General features: G+C 65.9%; 30 protein-coding genes and 2 pseudogenes. 16 read left to right on the plus strand and 16 right to left on the minus strand.

The genetic code is table 11. The annotated features are described in order from the left end of the window. Positions 1-56 precede the first annotated feature (56 nt). The 5 genes from ACOGJB_RS09025 to ACOGJB_RS09045 all read left to right on the plus strand — a co-directional run bounded on the left by ACOGJB_RS09025 (position 57) and on the right by ACOGJB_RS09045 (position 4792). Positions 57-848: a short-chain dehydrogenase/reductase gene (locus tag ACOGJB_RS09025; RefSeq protein ID WP_419840480.1), complete on the plus strand. Its 792-nt coding sequence runs from the start codon at positions 57-59 to the stop codon at positions 846-848. A gap of 59 nt (positions 849-907) precedes the next feature. Then, positions 908-2347, plus strand: a complete 1440-nt coding sequence (locus ACOGJB_RS09030) for an amidase (RefSeq protein WP_419840481.1) — start codon at positions 908-910, stop codon at positions 2345-2347. A 464-nt stretch (positions 2348-2811) separates the two neighbouring features. Continuing rightward, positions 2812-3561: a RidA family protein gene (locus ACOGJB_RS09035; RefSeq protein WP_419840482.1), complete on the plus strand. Its 750-nt coding sequence runs from the start codon at positions 2812-2814 to the stop codon at positions 3559-3561. A gap of 57 nt (positions 3562-3618) precedes the next feature. Then, a complete protein-coding gene (locus tag ACOGJB_RS09040) occupies positions 3619-4383 on the plus strand; it encodes an inositol monophosphatase family protein (RefSeq protein ID WP_419840483.1) in 765 nt (254 codons plus the stop codon). A gap of 37 nt (positions 4384-4420) precedes the next feature. After that, positions 4421-4792, plus strand: a complete 372-nt coding sequence (locus ACOGJB_RS09045; RefSeq protein ID WP_419840484.1) for a DUF2237 family protein — start codon at positions 4421-4423, stop codon at positions 4790-4792. An 82-nt stretch (positions 4793-4874) separates the two neighbouring features. Here the strand turns inward: ACOGJB_RS09045 and ACOGJB_RS09050 are convergent, their stop codons facing one another. Then, a complete protein-coding gene (locus tag ACOGJB_RS09050; protein ID WP_419840485.1) occupies positions 4875-5189 on the minus strand; it encodes a type II toxin-antitoxin system PemK/MazF family toxin in 315 nt (104 codons plus the stop codon). Further along, positions 5176-5415, minus strand: a complete 240-nt coding sequence (locus ACOGJB_RS09055) for a hypothetical protein (RefSeq protein ID WP_419840486.1) — start codon at positions 5413-5415, stop codon at positions 5176-5178. Before ACOGJB_RS09055 ends, ACOGJB_RS09050 begins: the two co-directional genes overlap by 14 nt. 152 nt (positions 5416-5567) lie before the next feature. On the opposite strand from ACOGJB_RS09055, the gene ACOGJB_RS09060 reads away from it, so the two are divergent. Next, entirely contained in the window at positions 5568-5849 is a 282-nt protein-coding gene (locus ACOGJB_RS09060) for a DUF983 domain-containing protein (protein WP_419840487.1), read from the plus strand. 14 nt (positions 5850-5863) lie between these two features. Here the strand turns inward: ACOGJB_RS09060 and ACOGJB_RS09065 are convergent, their stop codons facing one another. Both ACOGJB_RS09065 and ACOGJB_RS09070 read right to left on the minus strand, forming a co-directional pair. Then, the gene (locus ACOGJB_RS09065; protein ID WP_419840488.1) at positions 5864-6052 is read right to left on the minus strand and encodes a PIN domain-containing protein; all 189 of its coding nucleotides are present in this window, start codon (positions 6050-6052) and stop codon (positions 5864-5866) included. A 63-nt stretch (positions 6053-6115) separates the two neighbouring features. Continuing rightward, positions 6116-7288, minus strand: a complete 1173-nt coding sequence (locus ACOGJB_RS09070) for a citrate synthase (RefSeq protein WP_419840489.1) — start codon at positions 7286-7288, stop codon at positions 6116-6118. 130 nt (positions 7289-7418) lie between these two features. Between ACOGJB_RS09070 and ACOGJB_RS09075 the strand changes: the two genes are divergently transcribed. From ACOGJB_RS09075 to ACOGJB_RS09085, 3 genes are all read left to right on the plus strand, one after another. Further along, positions 7419-8537 (plus strand): citrate/2-methylcitrate synthase, encoded by a 1119-nt coding sequence (locus ACOGJB_RS09075; protein WP_419840490.1) that lies wholly within the window; start codon positions 7419-7421, stop codon positions 8535-8537. Between the two features lie 99 nt (positions 8538-8636). Continuing rightward, positions 8637-8888, plus strand: a complete 252-nt coding sequence (locus ACOGJB_RS09080; RefSeq protein WP_419840491.1) for a hypothetical protein — start codon at positions 8637-8639, stop codon at positions 8886-8888. Next, positions 8885-9262: a PIN domain-containing protein gene (locus ACOGJB_RS09085; protein WP_419840492.1), complete on the plus strand. Its 378-nt coding sequence runs from the start codon at positions 8885-8887 to the stop codon at positions 9260-9262. Before ACOGJB_RS09080 ends, ACOGJB_RS09085 begins: the two co-directional genes overlap by 4 nt. A 15-nt stretch (positions 9263-9277) precedes the next feature. On the opposite strand, the gene ACOGJB_RS09090 is transcribed toward ACOGJB_RS09085, so the two are convergent. Together ACOGJB_RS09090 and ACOGJB_RS09095 are read right to left on the minus strand one after the other, a co-directional pair. After that, a complete protein-coding gene (locus tag ACOGJB_RS09090) occupies positions 9278-9727 on the minus strand; it encodes a hypothetical protein (protein WP_419840493.1) in 450 nt (149 codons plus the stop codon). A 142-nt stretch (positions 9728-9869) separates the two neighbouring features. Continuing rightward, positions 9870-10154: a hypothetical protein gene (locus ACOGJB_RS09095; protein WP_419840494.1), complete on the minus strand. Its 285-nt coding sequence runs from the start codon at positions 10152-10154 to the stop codon at positions 9870-9872. Between the two features lie 238 nt (positions 10155-10392). Between ACOGJB_RS09095 and ACOGJB_RS09100 the strand changes: the two genes are divergently transcribed. After that, on the plus strand, positions 10393-10689 hold the full coding sequence (locus ACOGJB_RS09100) for a DUF1971 domain-containing protein (RefSeq protein WP_419840702.1): 297 nt from the start codon (positions 10393-10395) through the stop codon (positions 10687-10689). 103 nt (positions 10690-10792) lie between these two features. On the opposite strand, the gene ACOGJB_RS09105 is transcribed toward ACOGJB_RS09100, so the two are convergent. The 4 genes and pseudogenes from ACOGJB_RS09105 to ACOGJB_RS09120 all read right to left on the minus strand — a co-directional run. Next, a complete protein-coding gene (locus tag ACOGJB_RS09105) occupies positions 10793-11173 on the minus strand; it encodes a twitching motility protein PilT (protein WP_419840495.1) in 381 nt (126 codons plus the stop codon). 9 nt (positions 11174-11182) lie between these two features. Then, positions 11183-11419, minus strand: a complete 237-nt coding sequence (locus ACOGJB_RS09110; protein ID WP_419840496.1) for a hypothetical protein — start codon at positions 11417-11419, stop codon at positions 11183-11185. A gap of 129 nt (positions 11420-11548) precedes the next feature. After that, entirely contained in the window at positions 11549-11809 is a 261-nt protein-coding gene (locus tag ACOGJB_RS09115) for a hypothetical protein (protein ID WP_419840798.1), read from the minus strand. Positions 11810-11843: 34 nt separating this feature from the next. Continuing rightward, a pseudogene (locus tag ACOGJB_RS09120) lies at positions 11844-11972 on the minus strand (SRPBCC family protein); the annotation flags it as partial. 363 nt (positions 11973-12335) lie between these two features. Here ACOGJB_RS09120 and ACOGJB_RS09125 point away from each other — a divergent pair. From ACOGJB_RS09125 to ACOGJB_RS09140, 4 genes are all read left to right on the plus strand, one after another. Next, complete coding sequence (locus ACOGJB_RS09125) at positions 12336-12650, plus strand: AbrB/MazE/SpoVT family DNA-binding domain-containing protein (protein ID WP_419840497.1); 315 nt, start codon at positions 12336-12338, stop codon at positions 12648-12650. Between the two features lie 38 nt (positions 12651-12688). Further along, on the plus strand, positions 12689-12982 hold the full coding sequence (locus tag ACOGJB_RS09130) for a hypothetical protein (RefSeq protein ID WP_419840498.1): 294 nt from the start codon (positions 12689-12691) through the stop codon (positions 12980-12982). Between the two features lie 113 nt (positions 12983-13095). Next, positions 13096-13437, plus strand: coding sequence for a hypothetical protein (locus tag ACOGJB_RS09135; RefSeq protein WP_419840499.1), 342 nt, complete (start codon positions 13096-13098; stop codon positions 13435-13437). A gap of 63 nt (positions 13438-13500) precedes the next feature. Then, positions 13501-13797 carry a DUF1971 domain-containing protein gene (locus ACOGJB_RS09140; protein WP_419840703.1) on the plus strand — a complete coding sequence of 99 codons (297 nt, stop codon included), beginning with the start codon at positions 13501-13503 and terminating at the stop codon, positions 13795-13797. A gap of 264 nt (positions 13798-14061) precedes the next feature. Here ACOGJB_RS09140 and ACOGJB_RS09145 read toward each other — a convergent pair whose 3' ends face one another. The 3 genes from ACOGJB_RS09145 to ACOGJB_RS09155 form a co-directional block, all read right to left on the minus strand. Continuing rightward, entirely contained in the window at positions 14062-14205 is a 144-nt protein-coding gene (locus ACOGJB_RS09145) for a hypothetical protein (protein ID WP_419840500.1), read from the minus strand. A 23-nt stretch (positions 14206-14228) separates the two neighbouring features. Continuing rightward, positions 14229-14630 (minus strand): DUF6338 family protein, encoded by a 402-nt coding sequence (locus ACOGJB_RS09150; RefSeq protein ID WP_419840501.1) that lies wholly within the window; start codon positions 14628-14630, stop codon positions 14229-14231. 296 nt (positions 14631-14926) lie between these two features. Next, entirely contained in the window at positions 14927-15520 is a 594-nt protein-coding gene (locus ACOGJB_RS09155) for an IS630 family transposase (protein WP_419840502.1), read from the minus strand. 73 nt (positions 15521-15593) lie between these two features. Here ACOGJB_RS09155 and ACOGJB_RS09160 point away from each other — a divergent pair. Then, positions 15594-16879: pseudogene (locus ACOGJB_RS09160) on the plus strand (IS256 family transposase). On the opposite strand, the gene ACOGJB_RS09165 reads toward ACOGJB_RS09160, so the two are convergent. The 3 genes from ACOGJB_RS09165 to ACOGJB_RS09175 form a co-directional block, all read right to left on the minus strand. Then, positions 16876-17454 carry a helix-turn-helix domain-containing protein gene (locus tag ACOGJB_RS09165; RefSeq protein WP_419840503.1) on the minus strand — a complete coding sequence of 193 codons (579 nt, stop codon included), beginning with the start codon at positions 17452-17454 and terminating at the stop codon, positions 16876-16878. The pseudogene ACOGJB_RS09160 and the gene ACOGJB_RS09165 sit on opposite strands and share 4 nt — an antisense overlap. A 946-nt stretch (positions 17455-18400) precedes the next feature. After that, entirely contained in the window at positions 18401-20995 is a 2595-nt protein-coding gene (locus ACOGJB_RS09170; protein WP_419840504.1) for a DNA methyltransferase, read from the minus strand. Positions 20996-21015: 20 nt separating this feature from the next. Continuing rightward, positions 21016-24012: a DEAD/DEAH box helicase family protein gene (locus ACOGJB_RS09175; RefSeq protein ID WP_419840505.1), complete on the minus strand. Its 2997-nt coding sequence runs from the start codon at positions 24010-24012 to the stop codon at positions 21016-21018. 378 nt (positions 24013-24390) lie between these two features. Here ACOGJB_RS09175 and ACOGJB_RS09180 point away from each other — a divergent pair, with 378 nt between their 5' ends. Beyond that, a complete protein-coding gene (locus tag ACOGJB_RS09180) occupies positions 24391-25563 on the plus strand; it encodes a tyrosine-type recombinase/integrase (RefSeq protein ID WP_419840506.1) in 1173 nt (390 codons plus the stop codon). Positions 25564-25981 lie beyond the last annotated feature (418 nt).

Here is a 25981-nt window from a genome sequence, read left to right on the forward strand (position 1 = left end):
CTGAAGAACGAATTGCCCATCGGTCGGGCCATGGACGCCAGGGCTACGTTGAGCTGATGGATCTGGGACTTGCAGGCAGGCGCGCAGTGATCACGGGCGCATCGAAGGGCATCGGGCTCGGTTGCGCCGTGGCGCTGGCCCGTGAGGGCTGCGATGTTGCGCTGGCCGCCCGGTCAGCAGATGTGCTGGCGAGGGCCGCCAAGGAGGTGCAGGAATCGGCGCCTGAGGTGACCGTCACGACGCATGCGGTCGACCTGTCGAAGCCGGAGGGTCGCCAGACATTGCTCGCCGAGACGGGCTGCAACGGTGGCGGCGGCGCGGACCTCGTTGACATTTGGGTGAACAACGCCGGGGCGATTCCTGCCGGTGACATCGCGACCGTGGACGATGCGACCTGGCGCGATGCCTGGGACCTGAAGGTCTTCGGCTACATCGACCTGTGCCGGGCCGTTCTGCCTTTGATGACCGCCAGGGGCAGCGGCGTCATTGTCAATGTCATCGGCGTGGCGTCGCTGCGGCCGCAGCCGACCTACATCGCCGGCGGGGTCGGCAACAGCGGCTTGGTTGCGATGACCGCGGCGCTCGGCAGCCGGAGCCTGCGCGAAGGCGTGCGCGTGGTCGCCGTCAACCCAGGCCTCATCATCACCGACCGAATGGGAGACATGCTCCGCCGCCAGGCGATCGGCGAACTCGGCGACGAGTCACGCTGGGAGGAGCTGATCCCCGCCGATCCGGCGCCGGGCACCGTCGAGCAGGTAGCTGACGTGATCGCCTTCTTGGCCTCCGAGCGGGCGAGCCACGTCAGCGGCACATCGGTCACGATCGACGGCGGCGCATCGTCCCGCTGAGCGCATCGTGCCGGGGGTGATCCGGCGGCTCGCTAGTGTCCCGCGGCGAGCGAGACCGAGTGAGCCAGCGGGAGACAGCCATGGATGTACCTGATTTTCGGGCGGTGTCGGTCGAAGCACTGGCGTCGATGGTGCAGGACCGCACGCTGAGCGCCGCCGCAGTCACCGAGCGCGCGCTGGAACGCATTGAGGCACTGAACCCGCAGCTCAACGCGTTCGTTGCGCTCGACGCCGACGGCGCTCGCCGGCAGGCTGCGGTCATCGATGAGCGGCTCGATGCCGGTGAGGACGTGGGGCCGCTGGCGGGCATTCCCGTCGGTGTCAAGGACCTGGCGGATGCCGCGGGATTCGTGACGACACGGGGGGCGATGCACCTGCGTGACACCCCGCCGGTCGCTGCGGACTCCACCGAGGTAGCACGCCTGCGGGCCGCTGGAGCCGTGATCGTCGGCAAGACCAACACACCCGAGTTCGGCTGCATGGGCGACACCTACAACCCGCTGTTCGGCGCCACCTGGAATCCCTGGAACCTGTCCCGCTCCGCTGGTGGCTCTTCGGGCGGCACCGCCTCCGCGGTGGCGTCAGGCATGGTGCCAGTGGGCACCGGTTCCGACGGCGGCGGCTCTATTCGCATTCCGTCCTCGATCTGCGGCATGTCAGGCCTGAAGCCCAGTCACGGGCGTGTGCCCAGCGGCCCGCCGCCACCGGGGCTGCTGGACCTGTCGTGCGTGGGGCCGATGGCTCGCCGGATCCGAGACGTGGCGTACTGCCTGGACGCGCTGGTGGGGCCGCACCCGTCGGATCTGCGGAGCCTGCCCGCCCCCACCGAATCGTGGCGGCGGGCGCTCGACGATCCACCCCTGCCGGCGCGAGTGCTGTGGGTGCCGTCATTCGACGGTGATGCGGTGGATTCGGAGATCCTGACGAGTTGCCGCGCAGCCGTCGAGCTGCTGGCTGGTGAAGGCGTTGAGGTGGTCGAGGCAGGCACGCTGTTCGACACCGTGGCGGCGGCGTTCCTGCCACTGTTCCTCGGAGGGCTGATTGGGCCTGCCTACCGGCCGCTCTATGGCACACCAGCGTGGGACGACGTCACCGACCTGCTCGCCGTCGCCCTGGTGGAAGCCTTCGAGAACACGACGCTCGAAAGCGTCTCCGCCGCACGTCAGCAGGCTGCCGAACTGTCGATGCAGCTCGGCGAGATCATGTCTGGCTTCGACGTGATGCTGCTGCCGACCATGGCATCGCAAACACCTGTTGTGGGCGGGGACGGCACGATCGACGGCGTCGAGACCGAGAACTGGGTGCGCTTCACTCCCCTGGCCAACCTCACCCGGCGCCCGGCGGGGACGGTGTGCAGCGGCTTCACCGACGACGGCATGCCCATCGGGCTGAGCGTGCTCGGCCACCAGACCGACGATGTGGGCGTGCTGGGGACCGTGGCGGTGCTGGAAGACCTGCTCGGGCTCGATCCGATCCCACCTGACATCGACGCCGGCTGAGGCTGGACATCAGCGAACCGGAACTCGGCGACGAGAGACGCACCGGCGGGCACATCGGGCTTCCAGCCAGAGGGTTACGTTGGGCCGGTGGACGCCGACAAGGTGATCGAGCTGCTCGGTCTCGTCCCGCTGGAGATGGCTGTCACACCCCCTTGGTGCACTGCATGGGAGACGACATGCATGGGTAATGCATGGTGGATAGAGACAGAGAAATCACGATGAACACATCAACCGAGACTCGATCACGCACCGGCGACTGGCTGCTGGCGATTGCAGTGGCACTCGCCGGGTGCCTCCTGATCCTGAGCTGGAGCATGCCCGCCAGCTGAGCCGAGCAGCCCGGCCAACCGCAGCGCTCTGCTAAGTAGAGATACGACTCGACAGGGTCGACTCGCCTGACAGTCCGCCTGCGCGAGCAGCTCTTGGACGGATAGCTCCCTCGGGTCAACACAAGGAGACATATCATGTTCATCGACAATCCCCGAGGCGGGTACCGCTTCCTCGCCGGCATATCCCCGTTCTCCAGCGGGGTCATCGCATCTGAGGGCCACGAGGTCGTGCACGCCACGCTGAGTGCCCACCGACCGTGGCGCGAGGGCTTCGAGCTGATCGACGCTCACCTGGCCGATGTCGGTCGAGGCCGGCCGGCCCTGTGCGCGATCGAGCTGCGTTGCCCCGTCCCGTACTCGATGCCCGGCTTCATCGAGTTCAACGCCGGCTACGTCGAGCTCATCCGGTCATGGGATCTCTACGTCGGCGATCACAACCCGCTGGCCCGCACGAACGTCGCTCCCGCACACGACCCGCCGTCCGAGCCGGTGCTGCACGCGTTCTCCTACACCGTCGAGGCTCCGGCGGGCGCGTCGACGACGTTTGTGGTGTCGGGCGCGGGGGAGATTCCCGAGGCGACGCTCGACGACAACGAGATCATCCGCAAGGGCGAGACGGGCCCCGAGGCCATGCGAGAGAAAGCCGGTCACGTGGTGGCGACCATGGGGTCGCGCCTCGCAGCGATGGGTGCCAATTGGGAACAGGTCACCACCACCGACGTGTACACGGTGTTCATGCACGAGGGCCTGCTGGAAGACGCCGTGATCGACCAGATGGGGCCGGCCACTCGTCACGGACTGCGCTGGTACCGGTCGCGACCGCCCGTGCACGACCTCGACTTCGAGATGGATGTACGGGGCATTCGCAGCGAGATCGCTGTCTAGCGGCGACCTCGGCGCGTCACCACCGGGCGACAGCAGACGTGGCAAGGTGATCGACGCATGACACCAACAGAGCTAGAGACTGTCGCCGTCGATGTCGCCGGGGTTGCGGCCGCGTTCCTGCGCGGGGCGGCTGGAACCGGCGAGGCACTGCGCACGAAATCCTCCCCGACCGATGTCGTCACTGCCGTGGACATCCAGTCCGAGGAACTCATTCGTGGCGAACTCTTGCGTCGCTGTCCCGATTCTTCGATTGTGGGCGAGGAACTGGCTGAGGAAGTCGGTCACAGCAGCATCGGATGGATCGTCGACCCCATCGATGGCACCGTCAACTTCCTGTACGACCTGCCTGTGTTTGCCGTGAGCATCGCTGCGACCCGCGACGGCACGGTCGTGGCTGGCGCTGTTGCTGATGTACTGCGCTGCGAGGTGTTCTCTGCAGCACTCGATTCAGGGGCTCACCTGGACGGTTCCCCCATCGCAACTCAGGCACCGGAGAGCGTGGCGCAGGCCCTCGTGGCAACTGGCTTCTCGTACCACGCGGACCGGCGTCGCACTCAGGCGGCTGCGCTGGGGCGTGTGCTTCCCGCAGCCCGCGACGTCCGGGCCTTCGGCTCAGCCGCGCTGCACCTGTGCTGGGTTGCCAACAGCCGCTGCGATGCCTTCTTCGAACAGGACCTGAAGGTGTACGACTATGCCGCTGGGGCGCTCATCGCCACCGAAGCTGGCGCACAGGTCGAACTCCCGAGCGACCTCAACGACGACATGGTATACGCCGCCAGCCCGTCGATCTTCGACCCGCTTCGAGAACTCATCGTCGGCTGAGCCCGCATCGCTCAGACAGCCTGAGAGACTGGGCGGCGTGGCGCAGAACGTTCTCGGCAGCGAATTGCAGCCGTGCTCGTATGACCCGCTCACGGGTTGGTTCCGCGACGGCTGCTGCAACACCGACTCGGGCGACTTCGGAGTTCACACCGTGTGCGCGGTGATGACGGCGGAGTTCTTGGAGTTCTCCAAGTCGGCAGGCAACGACTTGTCGACTCCGCAGCCGGCCGGGGGTTTCGAGGGCCTGGTTCCCGGCGACCGGTGGTGCCTGTGCGCGTCGCGCTGGACCGAAGCGCTCGAGGCCGCAAGCGCGCCCCCGGTGGTGCTGGAAGCGACCCACGCCCGCACCCTGGAGTGGGCCAGCCGGAGCGACCTCGAGGCGCACCGATTCACCAACGGCGCCGCATAACGCAGTCTGGAACGTCCGCCGCAGGCAACCCGGACGGGACCCTGGACTGGAAGGAGCTGCTGGAGTGCGAGGCTGCGGTCGGTCAGAGATCGAGCACTGTCGCCAAGGCGACGTCCACGCCCCACTGCTCCTCGTGCGTGAGGTGTCCGACGACATCGCCGAGGCGGCTGACGTCAACCGCTCCGAGCTGCTCTACCAGTACCCGTGTGCTCGTTCCTGCAATGTCGACGGTGGGGCGGAACGAGGCTGCCCGTGCGCTTGTCGACGTCGGCGCTACCAAGACGACCGACCTCGGCAGCAAGGCATCGGACTGCACAACGACGCCGTAGCGGCGACCCTGCTGCTCGTGCCCCAGACCCTTGGGCAAACGCAATTCGTGAATGTCACCCCGGCGCACGAAGCTCTTCCATCAAGCTGGCCACGGCGGCCATCTCAGCTTGGTCAGCCTCGTCAGATTCCAAGGCAGCGGCCTCGGCTGCGAGTGCGCGACGGTCACGAAGTCGCTCGGCCTCGTTCACGATGGATCTGCGCACCGCCTCGGATTGGGTCAGCCCCTGAGCTTCCACCCTGCGAAGAGCCCTCAGTGCTTCGGGGTCGAGCCTCACAGATATCGCGTGCGTCACTCGAGCAGTGTATCACGTTTCGTCATACACCGTATGTGAACGGCGGGATGCGGCGGCAGACTGCGGGCGTGCGGGTGCTGTGGCGCGGTTTGACGTTGGCTTGCCCGTCGTGTGGGGGTCGGGGCCTATTTCGGCGTTGGGCGTTATTCGCCATGCGCGAGCGGTGTCCGAGCTGCGGCTTGAGATTCGAACGCATGGAAGGTCACTGGCTGGGCGCGGTGGCTGTGAACACGGTTGTGTCCGCGGCCGCCGTGATTGCGACCGTCGTTGCGGCAATGCTCGTCTGGGGCACTGATGTCAGCCGCGCACTGCTGCTGGCGCTGGCCGCACCTGTCGGCGTGGGGGTGCCGGTGCTGTTCGACCCGGTGTCGCGCACGCTGTGGACCGCTATAGACGCGCTGATGAGGCCACCCGGTCCGGGCGACTTCGACTGACCGACTCCTGAGCGCTAGCCATCCGCCGCTGCACGCCGCAGCCAAAGGTCGAGCGTTGCTGTTGTCCACGTCGGCACGCCGGTGCCGAGGAAGTCGTTGTCGTTGGTCCACACTCCAGCGCCGAGCGACAACGCGCACGCCACGACTGGCCAGTCGTCCGGATCGCGCAGCGAGCGAGCCCGGGCCTCGTCTTCTCGCGCCATGTAGATCGTCTCGGCTGCGCCACTTCACGCGGCTACCCAGTTGCATGCTCGCTGTAGTGCGGCTCAGTCGCCGACGTAACGGGCTCGGAAGCGGAAGCGGAGAGGTTCCTCGCCGTATTCCTCAAGGGCGTGGGCGACCCAGCCGACGGTTCGGGCGATGGCGAAGATGGCTTCGCCGGCTTCGGGCGTCATATCGGCCAGGAATGTCATGGCGCCGAGTGCGAAGTCGACGGTGGCGACGCCCTCGGTTCGGTCGGCTGCGAGGTTGTGCACCTCCAGCACGGTTCCGAGCCGCTCGTCTGTCGGCCAGGCACCGGTCAGGGCTTCCATCAGTGCCCCGAACCGGGCGTCGCGTCGCTTGAGCGTGACGTGCCCGAAGCCCGGCGTGAAGCTCAGCGTTCGCTGCGCGTCGCCGAGTGCACGCGCCGGATCGCCGCTGAGCGCCGCCTCGGCAAGCAGCAGGTGGACGGGAGCGCTCGCTGCGCCGTGCAGTCGCCCGCCGAGCACGCCGAGACCGGCCGTGATGACCGAATAGGGGTCAGCGCGGACCGAAGCCGCCACTCGGGCGCCGAGCGTGGAACTTGCCATGCCGTGCTCGGCCAAGAGCACCAGCGCCCGGTTCAACGCCGACCGGCGCCGCTGGCTTGCTTGGCGGCGTGACAGGCGGCACCACAATGCATCGGCGATGCGGTCGCCCTGCGGCCTGCAGCGACGCGGCAGCGAGCGGACCATCGCGCACACGGCTCGACGGCCCGCCGTGCGGACAGAGGCCGGCGTGAGATCGTCACGCAGGGGGTCCGCGGCAGAGGCCAGCGCCACGCCGATCCGGAGCCGGTCCATGAGCGGCGCTTGCTGCGGGACTCGGGCGAGCACATCGTCATGAATCTCATCGGTATCGGTGACCGGCGGCCAGGTCTCCCCGGGGCCGGCTTGCCACACCCGGTCGGCAGCATCTTCGAACGTCGACAGCGCTGCCTCGGCCACGAGATCCCGACCGCGCACCCACACGCCTTCATCGCTCGGCCGTGCGATCCGTGTCGACACGAGCGTCGCGAACTCACCCTCGGGCCGTTGCCGCCGGCGGAGCCGGTCAATTTCCGCGGGATCGAAGCGCGACCTGCGGCCGTCCGCATCCAGCGCCCGGTGCAGCAGTCCCCTGCTGACGTAGGCGTAGAGCGTTTCGCGCTTGACGCCGAGGCGGACAACCGCTTGCTCGGTCGTCAACCAGTCGTCCATGCGTTTGGTTCGCTCTTTCTGGGTTGCTGGATTCCGCCGGCTGCCAACGGCGCTCGCCCTGTGTGCACCGAAGCAACATTGATATTGATCAACGTTGTCAATATAACTCCACGCACTTACGCTCGCCGACATGAGCACCAATGTCGTCCCCGCAGGATCTGTTGCCCCACCCGGGCTGAAAGGCTTGATCGTGGCCGAGACGTCCGTCGGCACCGTCCGGGGCGACGAGGGCTGGTACCACTACCGAGGCCGCGACGCCACCGAACTCGCTCGGTCAGTCTCCTTCGAGGCGATTGCCTGCCTGCTGGTCGACGGGGTGCTGCCTGAAGATGGAGCCCTGGCCGGATTCACCGCCGAGCTGGGTACGTTCCGGGAGCTGAACGCGGATGCACTCGACCTAGTCGTGAAGCTGTCGCGAACGGATCTCGACCCGCTGGCTGTGCTGGCCAGCGTGCTGCCGCTGGTGGTCGACGGGCGCCCGACCATCGACCTGACCCGCGACGAACGCCGCCTGGCGGTGCTGCAAACCGTCGGCGCTGCACCGACCGTGCTCGGCACGGTCAACCGCATCCGCTCAGGCGGCGAGTCGGTCACCCCCGAACGAGGCTTGTCGTACGCAGCGCACTACCTGAGATCGACGCTGGGCGACAATCCGCCGACGGCCCACGCAAGGGCCGTCGAGACCTACCTCGGCCTCACCGCCGAGCACGGGTTCAACGCCTCGGCGTTCACCGCCCGGGTCGTCACCAGCACCGGTGCATCGGTGGCAAGCGCATTCGTCGCAGCGCTCGGCGCGCTGTCAGGCCCGCTCCATGGCGGTGCCCCGAGCCGGGTGCTCGACCTGCTCGACGCAATCGGCGACCCGGCCGCGGCTCGCGCGTGGGCAGCGGCCGAGTTCGACGCCGGCCGCAAGCTCATGGGGTTCGGGCATGCCGTGTACCAGGCGGCAGACCCGCGCTCAGAAACGCTGAAGCACGTGGCACTCGATTTCGGCGGCGAACTCGTGGAGCGTGCGGTGGCGATCGAAGCAGAGTTGCTGGCATTCCTGGCCGACCGCAAACCCGACGCCGTCATCGTCACCAACGTGGAGTACTACGCCGCGGTGGTGCTGCACCTGGCCGGACTGCCCCAGGAGGCGTTCACCTCTACGTTCACGGCGAGCCGGGTCGTCGGTTGGGGCGCTCACATTCTCGAGCAGGCCGCCAACAACAAGATCATCCGACCAAGCGCTCGCTACATAGCCGCCTGATGGCGCGCCTTCGATTCTTCGACGCCGAGATGCCGGCCTCCGGTGAAACGCAACAAACATCGCTGGGGTGTCGAGCGACGGAAGAGTAAGATGATCAGTATGAGCGTCCCGAAGAGCCGGTTGACGGTCACCGTCGACTCCGACATCGCCGACCAGGTGAAGACGCTGGTCGCCCAAGGTGGCGCGTCGAGCGTGTCGGCCTACGTCGAACACTCCGTGCGATGCCAGCTTGCAGCCGACGCTGACTTCGACGTGCTGCTGGCCACCATGCTCGACGAGACCGGCGGACCACTCACACCCGATGAACGCGCTGCCGCCAGGCGTGTGCTGTCGGGCAACGCTGCTGCGTGAACAGCGCTGTCATCGACACCGGGGGACTCATCGCGTGGGAACGCGCAACCCGCAGCGTGGTCGCGCTCGTCGCGGAAGCCCGAGCTGTCGGCGCGACGCTGACAGTGCCAGCGGGCTGCGTCGCCCAAGCGTGGCGCAACCCACGCCGTCAAGCACGACTCGCAGCACTGCTTCGCCGGCCCGAGATTGACATCGTTCCGCTGGATGCGAGCGACGCGCGCCTGGTCGGCGTGCTGCTGGCGTCGACGCAGACCACTGACACCGTCGACGCGCACGTGGCCGTCTGCGCTCTGCGCTTGGGCCAGCCGGTGCTCACCAGCGACCCTGGCGATCTGTCACGCCTGTCGGCTGACATCGAGACCGTCCGCGTGTAGCCACTGTCCGGCTGGTCAAAACCCAAATGTTGCCTTGGCTCGTTGCTCGGCGAAGGCCTGTGGGAACGGCTCGAAGTCCACGCCGCCCGGGGCGCTGGTCACTCCACCCCAGCAGTCGATCGTCCCGTCTGTGAAGAGCGCACACACATATGTGGAGCCAGTCGACACCTGCGCCAGTTCGCCTGCCATGGATTCGGGAGGTCTGAAGACGCCGATGTTGGAGCCGCCGACTTGCAGCACGAGTCCGTCCGTTTCGCGGTCCTCGATCGCCCAGCATGCGAGTTGCTTGTCAGACTGCACACCGCACGCGAATCCAGAGGAGACGGAAATGTCGCTGAAGGCCTGATCCTCGACAGCGGTTGTCTCGCCGGAGAACGTGCCCCAGCAGGCGACCTCTCCTGATGTCTGCAACGCGCACGAACCGAACAAACCAGCAGCGACCTGTGAGAAGTTCCCGTCCGGCACGTCCAGGATCGGTTCGGGAAACTCATCGCTCAGGCCGTAGAGGTCCCAGCACTCCAGCGATCCGTCATTGCGAATGCCGCAGGAGTTGTTAGACGTCGAACTGATCGCTTGGAATGACCCTTCGGGCGCATCTACATAGGGATCAGCACTCGACTCCGAGAAACTCCAGCACTCGACCGTACGATGTCCAGCCGCTCGTCGACAGCGACACGAACTTTTTGTCAGGGGGCGACGCTTGCCATGAGCCGTCGCTGCCCCAGCACACCGCCGAACCGCCGACCTCTAGCGCGCACGCGTGACTGGCTCCCGCCACGACCTCGGTGAATTCGCCCTCGGGCGCATCGGCTTGACCGGCGTAGTTGTCACCCCAGCATGCGACCGAGCCGTCGTCGACGAGGCCGCAGACGAACCCCCTCCCAACCGCCACCGAGGCAAATGACAGTGTCGGCTCTGCGGGGTCTGACTCGCCGTGTGGGTCGCTGCTGCAGGCACCCAAGAAGGTCAGAGCCGCAGCGAACGCCCAGATACCGGAGTTCCTCCGCAGAGCATGGCTTCGCAGCACCCAAACCCCCACGGAGACACCAGCCAGTATGACACCGCACCGTCTGCGGCGGTCAGAGGCTGCGGCTGCGGTTAGCGAGCGGTCGGTCGCGTAGTTTCGGCTCATCACGCCAGACAGTCCGAGGGTTCCCGCTGGAGCCACGTCAGCTCGCCGAACACCCACGTTCGACGCCGCCAGCGTCCCCCCGGCGCTGACCACGTCACATGTGACATCGACGTGGGCCGAACTCGTCGTGCTCGACGGCTCGGTGCTGTTCGTCGACGACTCGCCGCGGCGAGTCCGCGCAGCGGCGGGAGAACGCGTCGCGATCATTCCCGGTGTCAGCCATCACATCGAACCCGCTCACGACGCCGCGTTCTACGTGCAGTTCTACGAACGCACGCCCGAATCCCCCGATTGAGCCGAGGCAGCGGCGGCCGACTTGGCCAGATGCGGTGGTCAGCCCTGTTCGATCATGGCTTTGAGGAGTCTGATCTGGTCACCGGCAACTGGTCTGGCGGCAATCAGGCCTGCCGTGTGCGCAGTGCGACTCCGAGAGCGGCGGCGATGTGCAGGAGATCTCGCTCATCGCTCGTGACGACAATGTCCCCCCGAGCACATGCCCCGACCACAACTGCGGCATCGACGACGTCACTGGTGCCAGCCAGAGCACATGCGCTGCCCGCAGAACGAGCTACCGCCTCAGAGAGGGTCTCGATCCGGCATCCCGACAGCAATCTCGACATCTGTGGCTGCGGGCCGCCGCGCCAACCCTGGGCCAACACGACCGCGGGAACCGTCGGCGTCAGGCCTTCGGAGAGCACCCCCTGATGCAAGGCCCACACCCGCCGATCGTTACGTTCAGCAGCAATCAACGCGCCGGTGTCGTACGTATATCCGGGCACTTCTCTGACTCATGCCCGCATGTCGGCAGCGATCACCTGGTCAGCCCAAGCCAGCTCCTCGACGCTGAGCTCGCCATGCTCCGCTTCCCACTCACGCACGGCCGCAAGCCCGTCCTCGATACGGATTGCCCGCTCCGCGGCAGCGTTGAGCCACGCAGACAAGCTCACCCCGTGCGACGCAGCGGCGCTGGCCGCACGTTCGGCGACCGATTCGTCCAAGGAGATCGACAGCTTCTTCACCGCCACGAACGTAACGGTAGCCCTGCACTTCGATCCAACCGATTTTGGCCTGACGCCAGCGGGGCGACGAGAATCCCTTCGCGTTCCATCAGCACGAACGCGGGCGCCGGCGGACGACGCGGCCAGATGCGGTGGTCAGCCCTCTTCGATCATCGCTTCGAGGAGCCTGATCTGCTTGCCGTCGGACGCTCGGATGGCGATGCGCAGCAGGGGCGACATCGCACGCCACAGCACGCCCGTGCTCTCGCAGTCCGCGGTCAGCCTGACCCGTGCGGTGCCGTCGCCGTGCTCGTGGACCTCGTAGGTGTAGTCCGCAGTGACGCCGCTGAACTGAGCGCAGCACCATCGACTGTCCGGCGACGCATCGCACGATGGTGCTGGAGCGATCCTTGCCACGAGCGCGGAACGTCAACTGGGTGCCCTCTGCGGTCTGCCCATCGGCGGTGATCTTGTCGATCCCAGGCATCCACCGGTGAGCGTTCGGCCAGTCGGTGAGGGCGGCCCACACCTGCGGAACCGGGTGACGAATGATCTCTTCGACAGAGAATGCGTGCGCCATGACGTGTCTCCTTGACAGCCCAGTGTGCCCCTGAGCACCCGGGCGCCCTCAATCTGGCCGACGGCAACCGGTTTCGGGGCTGAGGTCGTACGTCTAAGGTGGCTGCGAACACCCCGGAACCGTCCCTGCCTCGGCAAACGGCCGGGGTTGCGTCTTCTTGGGACCCGACATGGCGGGCACCGCCAGGCTGCAGCTGTCAGCGTTGACCGCTCCGCGAACGCCGAGAACAACTCAAACCTTTCTGAAGACGAGGCACTCGACCTTGCCGTCGAGGAAGTACGACAGTTCCGCAATGCTCGCCGCGCCGCATGCTCTGACGCTGGCTCGGACAGCCGAATTCAGCAGCGCCGGTATGGTGACGTCATGGTGTTGACGCGGCTTACTGTCGGCGGTCGGGTGACGCTGCCGAAAGAGCTTCGGCTTGCCGCGGGCCTGCACGATGGTGACGAACTCGAGGCCGAAGTCGTCAGCGACGGCATTCTGCTTCGACCTCGCGCCGAGCGCGACCCCGATCAAGGGTGGTACTGGACGCCGGAGTGGCAAGAAGGCGAAAAGCAAATCGAACTTGACCGAGCGGCCGGCCGGTTCGGCCCAGTATTCGACTCCGCCGATGAGTTTCTCGAAGCTCTGCGAGCTCGCGCCGACAATGCCCCCGGCCCAGGCCCCATCGAGGACTGAGTCAGCCGCGACCCAATTGGCATCGACGGTGTAGCGCAATGCCGACGTTCGAATGGGAGGTCGTGTTCGGGCGCGAGTTTGCCGGACTGGATCGAAACAGTCAGGCCGACTTCCTTGCCGCGGTGGCGCAATTCGTTGAGGACTTGGCGGCTGGGCGCTCGCCACGCCCGAGCTTGCGCGTCAAGGGCGTCAAGGGGCATTTGGGCGTCTTCGAGATGAGCTGGGCAGACGACGGCCGCGCGACATTCGCCTACGGTGACGAGCGGGTCCAAGGACAGCCACACATCATCTGGCGGCGAGTCGGAACTCATGCAATCTTCCGTCGCCCGTAGGCAGCGACGACCTCGATGTCGTTCGCCGCGACCACTCCGGCAGTGCCCGTCGGCGGCAGTTCCGCCTATCGACGGCACGATGGCGGGCAACGCCGGTGGATACTTTGTCTGCCGTGAAGCCGGGCTACGGACGCGTGCTCCTCAAGCTGCTGTGGAAGTACCCGCAGTTCCGCAGCCGCGGCGAGTCGTGGGCGTTCAGGACTGCGGCGCTCCTCGGCGGTCTCATCCCGGCGGGGGTCGCGTACTGGCGGCCCGGCAACTGGCAGGCAGTGATCGCTCCTCTGGCCGTGTGCTTCGTGCTGCAGGCCCTCATCGAGGCATGGTGGCTGCACCGAGGACGGGATCTGTTTCCGCTCAGTCCCGCTGCGGTCGAGCGCATGGAGGCACGCGCGGACCGCAAGATGCGGCGGCAGACGCGGCGGACCGAACGATGGCGGGAAAGACCGGTCGTGTGACCGTTCGCTGACGAGCTCGATGTGGCTGCGGTTAGCGAGCGGTCGGTCGCGTAGCTTCGGCTCATCACGCCAGACAGTCCGAGGGTTCCCGCTGGGGCCGCACCGGCTCGCCGAACACCCACATTCGACGCCGCCACCGTCCCCCGGGCGCTGACCACGTCACATGTGACATCGACATGGGCCGAACTCGTCGTGGTCGACGGCTCGGTGCTGTTCGTCGACGACTCGCCGCGGCGAGTCCGCGCAGCGGCGGGAGAACGCGTTGCGATCATTCCCGGCGTCACCCATCACATCGAACCCGCTCACGACGCCGCGTTCTACGTGCAGTTCTACGAACGCACGCCCGAATCCCCCGATTGAACCGAGGCAGCGGCGGGCGACTTGGCCAGATGCGGTGGTCAGCCCTGTTCGATCATGGCTTTGAGGAGCCTGATCTGTTTGCCGTCCGACGCTCGCGAGCCTGCGCCGCGAGTTCCTCGCGTGTGAATCCGGTCTCGGCGATCGCGCTGTCCAGCGCTTCCCGAGCCTCGTCAGGAGTCGGCCGATGCACAACGATCTCGCTCGGTTCGGTGTACGCGGCAGGCACCTGCTTACCTCGCTTCTTGTTCGTCGGCGCGGCGCTGGCTAGTCGTCGTCGTTCTGTGGTGAATCTGCTGGCTTGGGAGCAGCCGAGACGCCTTCCACCGGGCCGTAGACGTCTTCGATGCGGAAGTCCTCAGGACAGTCACGTCTGGGGGCGTAACCGCCACGTCGCTCAATCAGCCCCACGCGTCCAGGGACTATTCGGTTCCTCACTGCGCTGCCTCCTGCCACCCGCCGTCGGCTGCGGTGAACTCGAGCGTCTCGATGTCGTCCCATTTGACGAGCAGGCTAGTGCGCTGCTCGGGGCCGCCGGAATTGACTGTGCCGCCCCAAGGTGCGATCGGGACGCCGTCCTCGCCAAAGGGAACGGCGCGTGAGATCAGCAGATCGCGCTTGGGACCTTGGGAGGACGCATACGAACCTATGCCGTAGTAGCCGCCGACCCAGCGTCCGCTCTTGAGTTTGCAGCGCACCACGCCCTCAGACTCGCTGCGGAACAGATATGCCCATGCGTTCGGTGCCCCCCTGCCGCAATGGCGAGATAGACAGCGGCGATTGCCGCCAAACGGAACGGCCAGTCCCGCGCGCGGCGGGCGTACACCTCGTTCCATCGCTCGTAACCCCAGATGAAGGCGACGCCGGGGATCAACAGCACGGCGATGGTGAGCGCCGCTGATGCGAGTGTCACGGCGACTGCCTAGGACAGATTCACGATGTCTGTCAACTGATTTTGGTGCTCCCGAAGTCTCGCGATGGTTCGCTGCTCAATCTCACACGCCATGCGCAAGCCGTCACCTCAGTAGAGTGGTCCTTCAAAGCCCCGGAACCGTCCCTGCTTCGGCAAACGGTCGGGGTTACGTCATTTTGGGGACGCGTTAGTCACCCACCGCCCGCAGGTGACTCAGCACTAGTGGTGTGTCGCGGGTTGGGTTGCGCGGTTGAGGGTGGTTCTGGCTCGTTGGATTTTGGTGTTGATCTGTTCGGCGGTTTTGGTCCAGCGCAGAGGTTTGGGGTCGGCGTTCCAGTTCGCTGTCCATTGCTCGATGATCTCGATGAGGTGGGCGACGCTGGTGAATGCCCGGCCTTTGAGTGCTTTGCGGGTGAGGACTGAGAACCAGCCCTCGACGAGGTTCGCCCAGCTGGAGCTGGTGGGGGTGAAGTGCAGGTGCCAGCGGCGCTGGGCGGGCTGGGCGAGCCATTCGCGTACGGGCTCGGACTTGTGGGCGGACAGGTTGTCGAGCACGACGTGGACGTCGAGATGGCGCGGCGTTCGGCGGTCGATGTCTTTGAAGAACGCGAGCACGTCGTTGCCGGTGTGCCGTTTGCGGGTCGCGGCGTGCACCTCGCCGGTGGCGACGTCGAGTGCGGCGAACAGGTCGATGGTGCCGTTTCTCTTGTAGTCGTGGGTGAGGGTGCGGTTGCGGCCCGGGCGCATCGGCAGCGACGGCTGGGTGCGGTCCAGGGCCTGGATCTGGGTCTTTTCGCTGAACGAGAGTGTCATTTCCTCTGTGTAAGGGGGGTGGTCTGTGACAGTTGCTTCGGTGATGGATGCCGGGGCGACAGGAAGGACCGCAATGACTGAGAACATACGAGAAGATCTGCCGGGGAGGCCGGCGGCGGACACGACGCCGTTGGTGCCTGACGGGGCGCTGGACGCGGTGATGGAACGGGTCCGCTCCGAGGGTGCCGATCTGGTCGGCGCCGGCGGGCTGTTGACCCAGCTCACCAAGGCAGTGCTCGAGCGGGCGCTGGCGGCCGAGCTGACCGATCATCTGGGATATGAGAAGGGCGACCCGGCGGGTGCGGGGTCGGGGAACTCGCGCAACGGCACCACGCCCAAGCGGGTTCACACCGGCATCGGCACCGTGGACGTGGACGCTCCCCGGGACCGCGACGGCTCCTTTGAGCCTCGGATCGTGCCCAAGGGCGCGACGCGTCTGGAAGGGTTTGACGACAAGATCATCGCCTTGTACGCCAGGGGCATGACGGTGCGCGACGTGGCGGCGCATCTTCGCGAGATCTACGGCGTGGAAGTGTCTCATGACCTGATCAGCCGGGTCGCCGACGGCGTGTTCGACGAGCTCGAGGCGTGGCGCAGCCGCCCTCTCGACGCCGTGTATCCGATCATCTTCATCGACGCGCTGAACGTCAAGATCCGCGACGGTCACGTCGCCAACCGGCCCGCCTGTCTCGCCGTCGGCGTCGATCTCGACGGCGCCAAGCACGTCTTGGGCATCTGGATCGGCGACAGCGACGGCGAAGGCGCCAAATATTGGCTGGGGGTGCTCACCGAGCTGGCAAACCGAGGCGTCGACGACGTGCTCATCGTGTGCTGCGACGGCCTTCGGGGCCTCCCAGACGCGATCGAGGCGACCTGGCCCCAAGCGACAGTGCAGACCTCGTTAGTTCATTATGGGTAGGCCCCGAAGGGTTCGGGGTGTCATCCGCGTCGGCGGAAGAGAACCAGTGCAGACCGACCCAGGAGGTCCGGACGCAGACCTGTTCCTTTCGTCGATGACGGGCCTCGAACTGCAATCAGGAGTTGCGCTGCGAGCGCCGAAACGAGTGACGGTGGCGGTCGAGCTGGGAACAGTTCATCCCGTTCCTGGACTACCCGCCCGACGTGCGAAGAGTGATCTACACCACCAACATGATCGAGAACATCAACCGCCAGCTCCGCAAGGCAACCAAGACCCGAGGGCACTTCCCCAACGAACGCTCAGCGCTCAAGCTGCTCTACCTCGCGATCCGCAACATCACCACAACCAGAGGAGGACCACAAGGAACAGGAACCATCGGATGGAAACGCTGCCTGAACCAACTCGCCGTCCGCTACCCAGGACGACTCCCACTCACCTAAAATGACCAACCGACCGGCCCGCTTACACAGAACATGTGACACTCCCAGCTGAACACCACCGCGCGCTCAGGCGGATCGACATGGAGGCCGATCACGTCGTCGAGCTTGGCCTCGAAATCGGGATCCGCGGACACCTTGAAGATGTCGGTGCGCCACGGACGCAGCCCCGCCTCCCGCCACACCCGGGCCACGATGTCCTTGCCCACCCCGAAACGCTCCGCCATCGCACGCGTTGACCAGCACGCCGCCTCCCCGGGAGGCTCCGCCGTCAGCGTGTCGGCCACGATCGCCGCCTCGGTGCCGGCGCTGAGCGACCGCTTCGGGCCTCGGCCGGGCGCGACAGTGTCCAGCCAGCCCAGCCCGCCTGCCTCGAAGCCGCGCCGCCAAGCACGCACCGTGTTCGGCGCGACGCCCTCGCGGCGGGCGGTCTCCTCGTTAGGGACCCCCTGCGCCGCCCACAGCAGCACACGGGCCTGACGCGCAGCGCGCACCGTCGAGGCCCCCGACGACGCCACACGCTCCAGACCCGCGCGGTCCCGATCGCTCAGCTCCAACGCGGCAGCACACATGCTCATGACACGACACTAACCAACACCGCAACCAAACCCACGACATACCACTAGCAGCAGCGGCGGCGTGGGCGATGAGGGGACGGGGCTGTTCGGCGGCGCGGTGCTGGCTGTCGAGCGTGGCCAGAAGCCCCTCGCGTTCCATCTGCACGAACGCCGCAATCCCCGCAGCGATCTTGTGCACCGCCGCCCGCCTGCAGCCAGCGATCACCTCGGCCACCATGTCGGCGAGCTCATCGGCCCTTCCGGCGCCCAGCCCGTAGCCGCCCACCGACGCTGCTATGCGCGCCGAGCGATCAGGCGCGCTGGGCCAGCCCTCCAACCACCGATCGGCATCGCCGCACACCGGCGCGAACTGCCACACGGCGTGCGCGAGGTCCCACATCGGCGGCGCCACGAAGATGCCGTCCCCATCGATGAACGCCGCCGCCCGCCCGCCGGCGAAGCCCGTGTTGCGCAGCGATGTCGCCGTGGCACACCACCTGTCCCGACCCGACCGCCTGGGGGCCTTCGGCAAAGCCCGAGCCCGCAGCGAACCCCGCGACTCGGTCGTGATCGGACCCCAGGCAGCTCCCCCACCGAGGCGAGCTCGCCTGCGCCCAGCCGCCAGCACTCGGCATCGGCCGGCACCCACCCCACGACCACCCCGACGCGCCAAATTCGGGTCAGACGACACCGCCGCAATAGTCACTTGGACAGCATTCTCAATAGAGCAACAGGCCCAAGATTCCGAGCGCGCTCGGCGGATCTCGGTGCTGGTGGCACTGATCGTGCTGGTTGACATCGTCTTGCGTGTTGCCGAATTCGCAACCGGAACATAGAGCCGCCTACTGAATTCCTCTGCTCGGTCGGCTGAGTCCCACTCACGCGATCCAGCCAGCATCGGAACGGCCATGTCCCCGGCCTGTGAATGTCGGATCGCACCCGAGGCCCGGCTCCCTGGGGGGTAGGGCTACCAGCCGCCGTCGATGGTGGTGGTCATTTCGGCGCCGGTGGTGGTGATGACCTTGATGGCGATGTTGCGTCCGGGGTCGGGTGGCGTGAACGGCTGCGAGACCGTGGACTGGATGTTGTCGAGGGCGTGTTCATCTCGCTCGCGCTTGGGGATCTTGGCGATGAGTTTCTTGATGTCACTGCCGTTGTGGAGTCCATTGGGGAAGTAGGCACGGCGGACACGGAACGAGAAGCCGTCGTGGTTGGTGTCGAGCATCCAGCACTCGACCTGGTCGGTGCCGTAACCGCGTGCACTGTTCGCAGTCGGGTCGTAGGTGTCGCAGCCGAGCAGCTCGACGGTGATGTTGCCGTCGTCACTGGTGCCGAGGATCACGTCGGGTTCGGCCAGCAGCACAAACGAACCGCCGTCCGCCGAACGGCTGACCGTCTCGGGCAGGCGTAGATCGCGGGAGGCGGCGACGCGGTGGACGTGGACCGGTCCGACGGCCGGCGGGATGCCGGCTTCGAAGTCGTACCCGATGATGATCAGGTTCTCGCACGTCGGGTCGTTGTCGCGGGCCTCGATTGCCGCACGGCGGGCGACTTCGATGTTGACCGTCGCATCGGCGGCAGCGACCATCACGCCTGCGGCGAATTCGCCCTCGCGGGTCGCTGACGCGCAGCGTGCTCCGTAGCCGACGAGTTTCGTGTCGGGCCATGGGATTGTCTCGACAACATCGAAGACCGGTCGTCCGTCGGCGTCGCACACAGGCGTGTTACGCAGCAACTGCAGCAATGTCTCCGCATCGGTCGGGTCTGCGGTGGGCAGATCACTGTGCGCACCTTCATCGAGTGGCAGGTAGGTGTACGGAGAGATCGACTCGACGGTGAAGGCTGAGCAGATGCGAGGTCGCCTGCTGTCGACGCTTGTGCGATCGACGAGCCGAATCTGATTCTCGGGGTCACCAACCGTGCCGTAGGCAAGCGTGGCAGCCGTGACATGGGGGATCGTCTCTTCAACGAAGCCTGATGCTGGGTCCAGCCCAGCGTCGGCAATCTTGTGCCATGTGTACACCCGTGAAAGCAGGTGAGATCGAGCAACGGCCACCGCTACACGTTGCGCATCGCAGGTGATCCACCGTCGACCCCATTCCTCCGCAAGGTCTGCGGTCACGCCACTGCCACAGGTTGGGTCCAAGACCAGATCGCCCGAATCGGTGGTCATGAGCAGGCAGCGCTCGATAATGCGGTCCGCTGTTTGGACCACATAGCGCTTCTTGGAGGGCGCCGCCACCGAGTTCCACACGTTGTCGATCTTGCGGCCAGGTCGCTCCTCTTCAAACAGCTTCCAGTGGAGCGTTGTGCCAAGGTCGGACAAGCGATCCTGGCGCTTCAGAGCGCACATTCCGCATTCGTCCTGGCGACCGTCTGGGTCACCCGGACATAGCTCGTCATCTGCAATGGGTTCAGCAATGCGCTGTGGCGGAGGGTGCACTGAGACCCTCCACTGGCTAGTCGGTCCAGTCGAGTGCCACTTGCCGTTGTACCAGTAGTCGACCGACCTGCCCGTCGTCGAGTAGCCCTGAGAGGTCAGTCGTGAGCGCTTGAAGAGCCGAGCGCCTTTTGGCAAGAGGGCGACATCCCCACGCTCTTCCTTCGAAGGCTTGCGGTCAGCCGCTCCCGGAACGGCAACGCCGGCGTACGAAGTGAAATCCGCCATTTGTTCCTGCCGGTCGCGAGGCTCGTAGATCGGATTGAACTTGATCTGTTCCTTGTCCTTGGCGTACCAGAGGATGTAACTGGCGCTTTCTCCGAGCAGCTTCGCTGAGGGCATGCCGGTCGGACGCCACGTGATCGTCGCCACTCGGTTGTCTGCGCCGAAGACCTCGTCCAACAGCACGCCGAGCCGGTGGACGTTTTCGTCGCCGATCTGCACGAACAGCGACCCGCTGTCTGCGAGCAGTTCGCGTGCGAGCACGCATTGCTTGTGGATGCCGTCGAGGTATGAGTGAACACCGTTGCGGTAGGTGTCCCGAAACGCCCGAATGGGTAGCGCGTCTCCCGCGGGAACTGCGGACTCGTTGTCCTTGACGTCGAGGTTGTCGGTGGTGGGCTGGAAGTTGGACTGGTACGACATGCCGTAGGGCGGGTCGTAGTAGATCATCTGTACTTGGCCGGCAAGGCCGTCCTTGATGATGAGGCTCTTCATCACGTCAGCAGAGTCGCCGTGGATGAGGCGGTTCTGCCAGTTGCCGGAGTGCTCGTAGAAGTTGAGCGGGTCAGCCCCCTCGGGCAGTCCGTTGAAGTCGTCGGTGCTGAGCTGAATTCCGCTGTCGGGCGTGCGCAGCTGGTTGACGAATTCGGAGGGTGCGACCTTCTCGCGCACGTACAGCGGCAGGGCCTCCATGCGCAGCAGCGCGTCCTCGGCCGCGTCCCCGGTGAGCGCGGACGTTTCCCCCTCGCGTTGCCAGGCGAGCACGGGAGCGGCGATCTCGTGCCGGTCGATCGTGAACGGCTTGGGCTTGCGGTCCTCGTCGGTCATCAGCGACTCGGTCTCGGGCGTTGGGTTGTTGCGCCGGGTCGCTGTCCTGTGCCTGTACGAGTCATTCGCCATCGTTGAGTCCTCCGGAGTGCTCAGTCAGTCGCCGACAAGGCGAACTCGACCTGAGGCGTGCCGCTGCCGACCTGGTCGATCTGGTGCCGGGCGAAGTTGGCGTTCTGGATCTCGATGAAGGCCCAGCGGCGCAGTGCATCGGGGAACGCAGCGGTGCCGGCGACGCAGGGAATCCAGTGCTGCAGCACGTAGGTCTCGGCTGCGATGGCCTTGTCGTCGCGGACGCCTTTGCATTCGACGATCAGGTTCGTGCCGTCGGTGAGGCGGGCGATGAAGTCGGGCTCGTAGCGACGCCATGAACCGTTGAAGAAATACGGCACCGACCAGCCGGTCTGGAAGTTGCGTGCCCACGCCTCGACCCGCTTGTGGGTGTCGAGGATCGCCGCGACTTGCTTCTCGAGGTTTGAGTGGCATGCCGCGTGGGAGAGCTCGCTTCGCTTCGCTTCTTGGATGTGCTCCAGCGTCGTGTCGAAAGCGACGTCGCTGGTGTCGAGTCGTGGCGGACTGTCGAGCACTGCGACGCGTGTGTGCTCGTGGCCGCGTTCACTGGTGCATGCGTCGAGAATCGTGAGCACGGCGCGGCGCCGTTGATCGTCGTCGACCAGCAACGCTGCGGGGTCGCCGCACTCGACATAGTCGAGCGCAAGCCATTGACCGACGATGCGCCGAGCCGATCTGAACAGCGACAGGCTCGTGCCGTCGGTGTCGTCATCGGTGCTGCTGCGGAACTCCCCGACTATCTCCTGGGCCATCCTGAACTCGGCCTCGCCGCGCCGGCTCTTGGTCTGGAGGATCTTCTCCTCGCCGACATGAGGGCTGAGCACTGCCATCGACGCGCCCGACTGCGGCTTCATCTTCCACGCCTTGGACTTGGACTCATCGAATTCGAGCTTGAGGCTCGGCGTGACCCGCCGATACTCACGCACCTGCGGCCACACGATTCGGTACTTGCCTCGCCCTCGCACCGTGTGCACATGAGTAACCGGGCGCACCGGAGGGGTGACGGTGTTGCCGCCCCGTGAAGGCATGAATTCGAAGGGGATGCCCACGACCTCGGCGTACTCGGGACGCAGCCTTCCCGTGCCGTCGAATCGGAAGTCCTCATAGGAGGTGCGACGAAGTGCGCGGCCCGTGACCTGCTCGCACAGCAACTGCGTCGAGAACGCCCGGTAGCCGACGATGTGGGACACGTTGCGGGCATCCCAGCCTTCGGTGAGCATCCCCACCGAGATCACGCAGCGCACCCGGGCGCCTGGCCGACCTGCTTTGCCGACCGTGTTGAGGACCTCTCGCACTGTCTCGAGCGCGTCCTTGGAGCGCCCTCGCCGCTCATTGAGACGCTGTCCCTGAGCCTTGATCAGCTTCGCTGCTTTGGCCGGCAGATCGCTGCTGTCGTCAAGATTGGAGTGCACGACGATGGTGCGCAGATCCTCTGTCCACTGACCTTGCACGACATTGGAGAGCTCCTGGTAGACGCCTTCGTGCAGGATGCCGTCGCTGTCCTCCCAGCCGGCGATGTGCTCGTACAGGGCATTGGCGTTGTCGATGGTGTTCGCCACCACGATCATCACCGGCGCCGTCTCGGGCCGCACTCGTAACCACAGCGCCAAGTGGTCCTTGTAGTCGTCGTACTGGGCGTTGAGAGCATTGCGAAGCGGCGCAGGGATGACCGCGGCCGGGCCGTCCTCGGTAGGTCTCGGAATCTTCTTCTTCTCAGTCGCCTCATAGAGGTTGCGCCAGACGGTTCGCTCCTGGATCGAGTCGTCGTCGACGGGCACTCGTGGGACCTTCGTCAGCCCGGACTCGATCGCATCCATGAGACCGAAGTCCGATGCAACCCATTGGAACGGTTCGGGCGTTGCCCGCCCCGAGGTGTCGATCCACATCGGCGTAGCCGAGAAGTCGTACACCACCGAGGCCTGTCCGTACTGGTTGACCTGGCCGAGTTGGCCCATGTCTCGCAAGCTGCGCAAGACGTTGAACCACACCGCAGCGCGCTTGTCTTCCTTCTTGTCCTCGATACTGCGCTTGGCGAGCGACTTGGGCAGGTAGCAGTGGTGCGCTTCGTCGTTGAGCACGACGAGGTTGCCGTAAGCGTTCGCTGTCAGCAGCGATTTGAGAACCCGCTGGGCGGACTGTTGGTAGCTCTCAAGATGCTCGTCCCCGGTAGGCCGCCCGATCAGGTCACGGTGCGCTCGGCCGCCCTTCGATCCGCTGCGCGGGAAGCCCAGCGTGTTGAGATTCTGACGGTTGAAGGCCTGGAAGTTCATGACCTCGACCCGGGCACGGTTGAGCACCGGTCGCAGGTCGCGAGGTACCAGGCCCATGTCGTCGTAGACGTTGTCTGGGCTGGACGGCCTTAGTTCGGCGAGGCGGTTGCGCACCGTGAGACCGGGGGTGAGCACGAGGAATCGCTCGCCGTGCATGAGATTGCGCCGGCGCGTGGTACGGGCAGCGTTGAGGGTCTGCCAGGCGATCAGCATTCCCATCACGACCGTCTTGCCGGTGCCGGTTGCCATCTTCACCGCATGGCGGACGATCTCGTCGTTGTGCTGACGCGACAGCGTCTCCAGCTCGCGTCGCTCTGACGTCTGTCGTGTGGCCACCTCGCGTAGCCACACCAAGGTCTCGATCGCTTCGCGCTGGGCGAAGAACGGTCGCAGCTTGCAGCCACGCTCGTCGGCCCAGTGCTCCAGCAGCCTGACAGTCACCGACGTCGCGCCTTGGTAACCGCCGGCTCGCCACCTCGAGACTTTGCCGCGGATGTCGTTGATCAGGTCGTTGAGCTGCACATCGTCCAGCGCGAGCTGAATCGCGCCGGACTTCTCATCGGCCGGTACGGGGTTGATCAGCATCGACGGGCGCCGCCCATCGTCCGGGGCGAACCCTGTTCGCGCTCGGCCCGTGCGGTCCAGCGACCAGTGTCGTTGGGGTTCCTCGAACGGCGAGCACAGCACGGGGTCTACTGACGGATCGAATTCGGCTTCGGTGGCCCCGTCGGCCCAGTCGTCGGGCATTCCGGTCAACTGGCGTCGATGGGCAGGCCGACCGTGCCGCAACGGCCCAGGTGTTGCTTCTTCGGGCCCGCCTGCGCCTGCCGCCGTGTGAAATTGCCGTTATCTCTTGGACACTGATCTTCGAGGCTGAGCCGAACGGCGAAGCCGAGGTCCGGGCAGGCCGTAAGTCCAGCCACTCAAGACGGGGGAGCACGAACGGGATACAAGGTATGCCGCTCCTGAGGGGATGGCGAGACCTCGCAGCATCTCCGCATGACTACATGTGATTGTGCAGAGCCCGAATATTCTCTGAGGGGTCCGCCGCGCTCGCAGCGCCAGCCCGTGACAGCGCCACAGCGGCAACCATCCCGTACTGGGCTCCTCTGTGCGAACCCGTCAGTGCCGCCGGTCGAGGCCACCCGCAACGGCGGGGCCAATGGCTCTGGGGACGAGTCGAATGGACTGTCGACGTTCGAGGATGCGACGGAACGAGGTGCTGCTCAATCCCCCAGCTGCTGGCAGGATGTCGCCCGCGGCGGCAGGGTCCCCACCAGCGGGCAGCCGAATCGGAACTCGTCCGTCGACCGAGCGGGCTACGAGGCAATCGCCGATGTCGTACTCCTCACGGAGTCTGATGCCGGCAACCTGAACGGGCTGTTCCGCCACGAGGTCTCCCACAACACGATCCGCAGCTACAGAAGCCAATGGCGGAGCTTCGTGACCTGGGCCGCTGCCCGGCGAGTCCCAGCGATCCCGGCTGAGCCCGAGCATGTCGCTGCGTACTTGGTCGAGCGCTTCGAGCAGCTCGGGCACAAGCCGGCCACGCTGCGCGTCGCCGCCGCTGCGATCGCCTACGTCCACAGCAACTGCGGCCTCGAGAACCCGTGCAGCCATCCCGATGTCAAGAGAACCCTGCGCGGAGCGACCCGAGTGGCCGGCAAGGCTCAAAAGCAGGCGAAGGGCCTCACCTCCGACGCACTCGACGCAATCGCAGCCACCGCCTGTCGGCCGCGTCTCGGAAAGAACGGCAGACGAGAGAGCGCACAAGCCGCCGCGAGAAGAGGAAGCGTCGACATCGCGCTCGTGAGGCTCATGCGCGACGCAATGCTGCGGGTCTCCGAATGTGCTGCGCTGACCTGGAGCGACATCGAGACGGTGCCCGACGGCAGCGGACGGCTGCTGATTCGGCGTTCGAAGACCGACCCCGACGGTGAAGGTGCCGTCGTGTTCGTGTCGCCGCAGACGATGGCGGTCCTTGCGTCGATTCGCAACGGCACCCCAGCGGCACACCGGGTGTTCGAGCTCAGCTCGAATCAGATCTCGCTTCGGATCAAGAAAGCAGCCGTGGCGGCCGGCCTGGGCGACGGTTTCAGCGGGCACTCGCCACGTGTCGGCATGGCTCAAGACCTTGCACGAATCGGCGTCGAGCTGCCCAGCCTGATGACCGCGGGACGGTGGCGTTCCCCGACGATGCCCGCCCACTACACCCGCAACGAGACTGCCGACCGAGGTGCAGTCGCGCAGTTCTATGACTTCCCGCGGAACCCCCGGAAGCCGCCTCAGGCGATTTGATCCACACAGAACGGCTCATCTCGCGGCACCCGCCGTCCGTCAATCGAGTGCAGCGAACGGTGACCTGGGCTTCTTCAAACTGGAATCGGGAGCCTTCTCGGAATGCTGCCGATGGCGTTGGTACTCTGCGGATTCGGCCTGCTGACGGGGACCCAAGACCGGGGCCTCGTCACTGCCAGGGGACCCGAGATGACGGATAACGGCAATTATCCCGGCCTCGATTTTGACTGTGCAAGAGGGCGGGAACAAGGCCTCAGTACGTCGTTCTCTTCATGATTCTGCGCGTATTCGACCCCGACACTCGCCAGGTCCCATCACCACGAATGCCCATTCGGACCATGCGCATCCGGCTTCGCTGAACTGAGAATCTGACCTCGCCGACAGCGAGGAGGAGATCGGTCAGGGGCCGGTCCGCCTG

This window comes from Candidatus Poriferisodalis sp. (genome assembly GCF_965208895.1).
GTDB lineage: Bacteria > Actinomycetota > Acidimicrobiia > Acidimicrobiales > Poriferisodalaceae > Poriferisodalis.

Coding starts and splice junctions, on each gene's coding strand:
- ACOGJB_RS09060 (WP_419840487.1), top strand. CDS start 5,568: ATGCGCGAGCGGTGTCCGAGCTGCGGCTTGAGATTCGAACGCATGGAA.
- ACOGJB_RS09175 (WP_419840505.1), bottom strand. CDS start 24,012: ATGCCCGACGACTGGGCCGACGGGGCCACCGAAGCCGAATTCGATCCG.
- ACOGJB_RS09035 (WP_419840482.1), top strand. CDS start 2,812: ATGTTCATCGACAATCCCCGAGGCGGGTACCGCTTCCTCGCCGGCATA.
- ACOGJB_RS09150 (WP_419840501.1), bottom strand. CDS start 14,630: ATGGAACGAGGTGTACGCCCGCCGCGCGCGGGACTGGCCGTTCCGTTT.
- ACOGJB_RS09025 (WP_419840480.1), top strand. CDS start 57: ATGGATCTGGGACTTGCAGGCAGGCGCGCAGTGATCACGGGCGCATCG.
- ACOGJB_RS09070 (WP_419840489.1), bottom strand. CDS start 7,288: ATGGACGACTGGTTGACGACCGAGCAAGCGGTTGTCCGCCTCGGCGTC.
- ACOGJB_RS09080 (WP_419840491.1), top strand. CDS start 8,637: ATGAGCGTCCCGAAGAGCCGGTTGACGGTCACCGTCGACTCCGACATC.
- ACOGJB_RS09065 (WP_419840488.1), bottom strand. CDS start 6,052: ATGGCGCGAGAAGACGAGGCCCGGGCTCGCTCGCTGCGCGATCCGGAC.
- ACOGJB_RS09040 (WP_419840483.1), top strand. CDS start 3,619: ATGACACCAACAGAGCTAGAGACTGTCGCCGTCGATGTCGCCGGGGTT.
- ACOGJB_RS09155 (WP_419840502.1), bottom strand. CDS start 15,520: ATGACACTCTCGTTCAGCGAAAAGACCCAGATCCAGGCCCTGGACCGC.
- ACOGJB_RS09125 (WP_419840497.1), top strand. CDS start 12,336: ATGGTGTTGACGCGGCTTACTGTCGGCGGTCGGGTGACGCTGCCGAAA.
- ACOGJB_RS09130 (WP_419840498.1), top strand. CDS start 12,689: ATGCCGACGTTCGAATGGGAGGTCGTGTTCGGGCGCGAGTTTGCCGGA.
- ACOGJB_RS09170 (WP_419840504.1), bottom strand. CDS start 20,995: ATGGCGAATGACTCGTACAGGCACAGGACAGCGACCCGGCGCAACAAC.
- ACOGJB_RS09165 (WP_419840503.1), bottom strand. CDS start 17,454: ATGAGCATGTGTGCTGCCGCGTTGGAGCTGAGCGATCGGGACCGCGCG.
- ACOGJB_RS09075 (WP_419840490.1), top strand. CDS start 7,419: ATGAGCACCAATGTCGTCCCCGCAGGATCTGTTGCCCCACCCGGGCTG.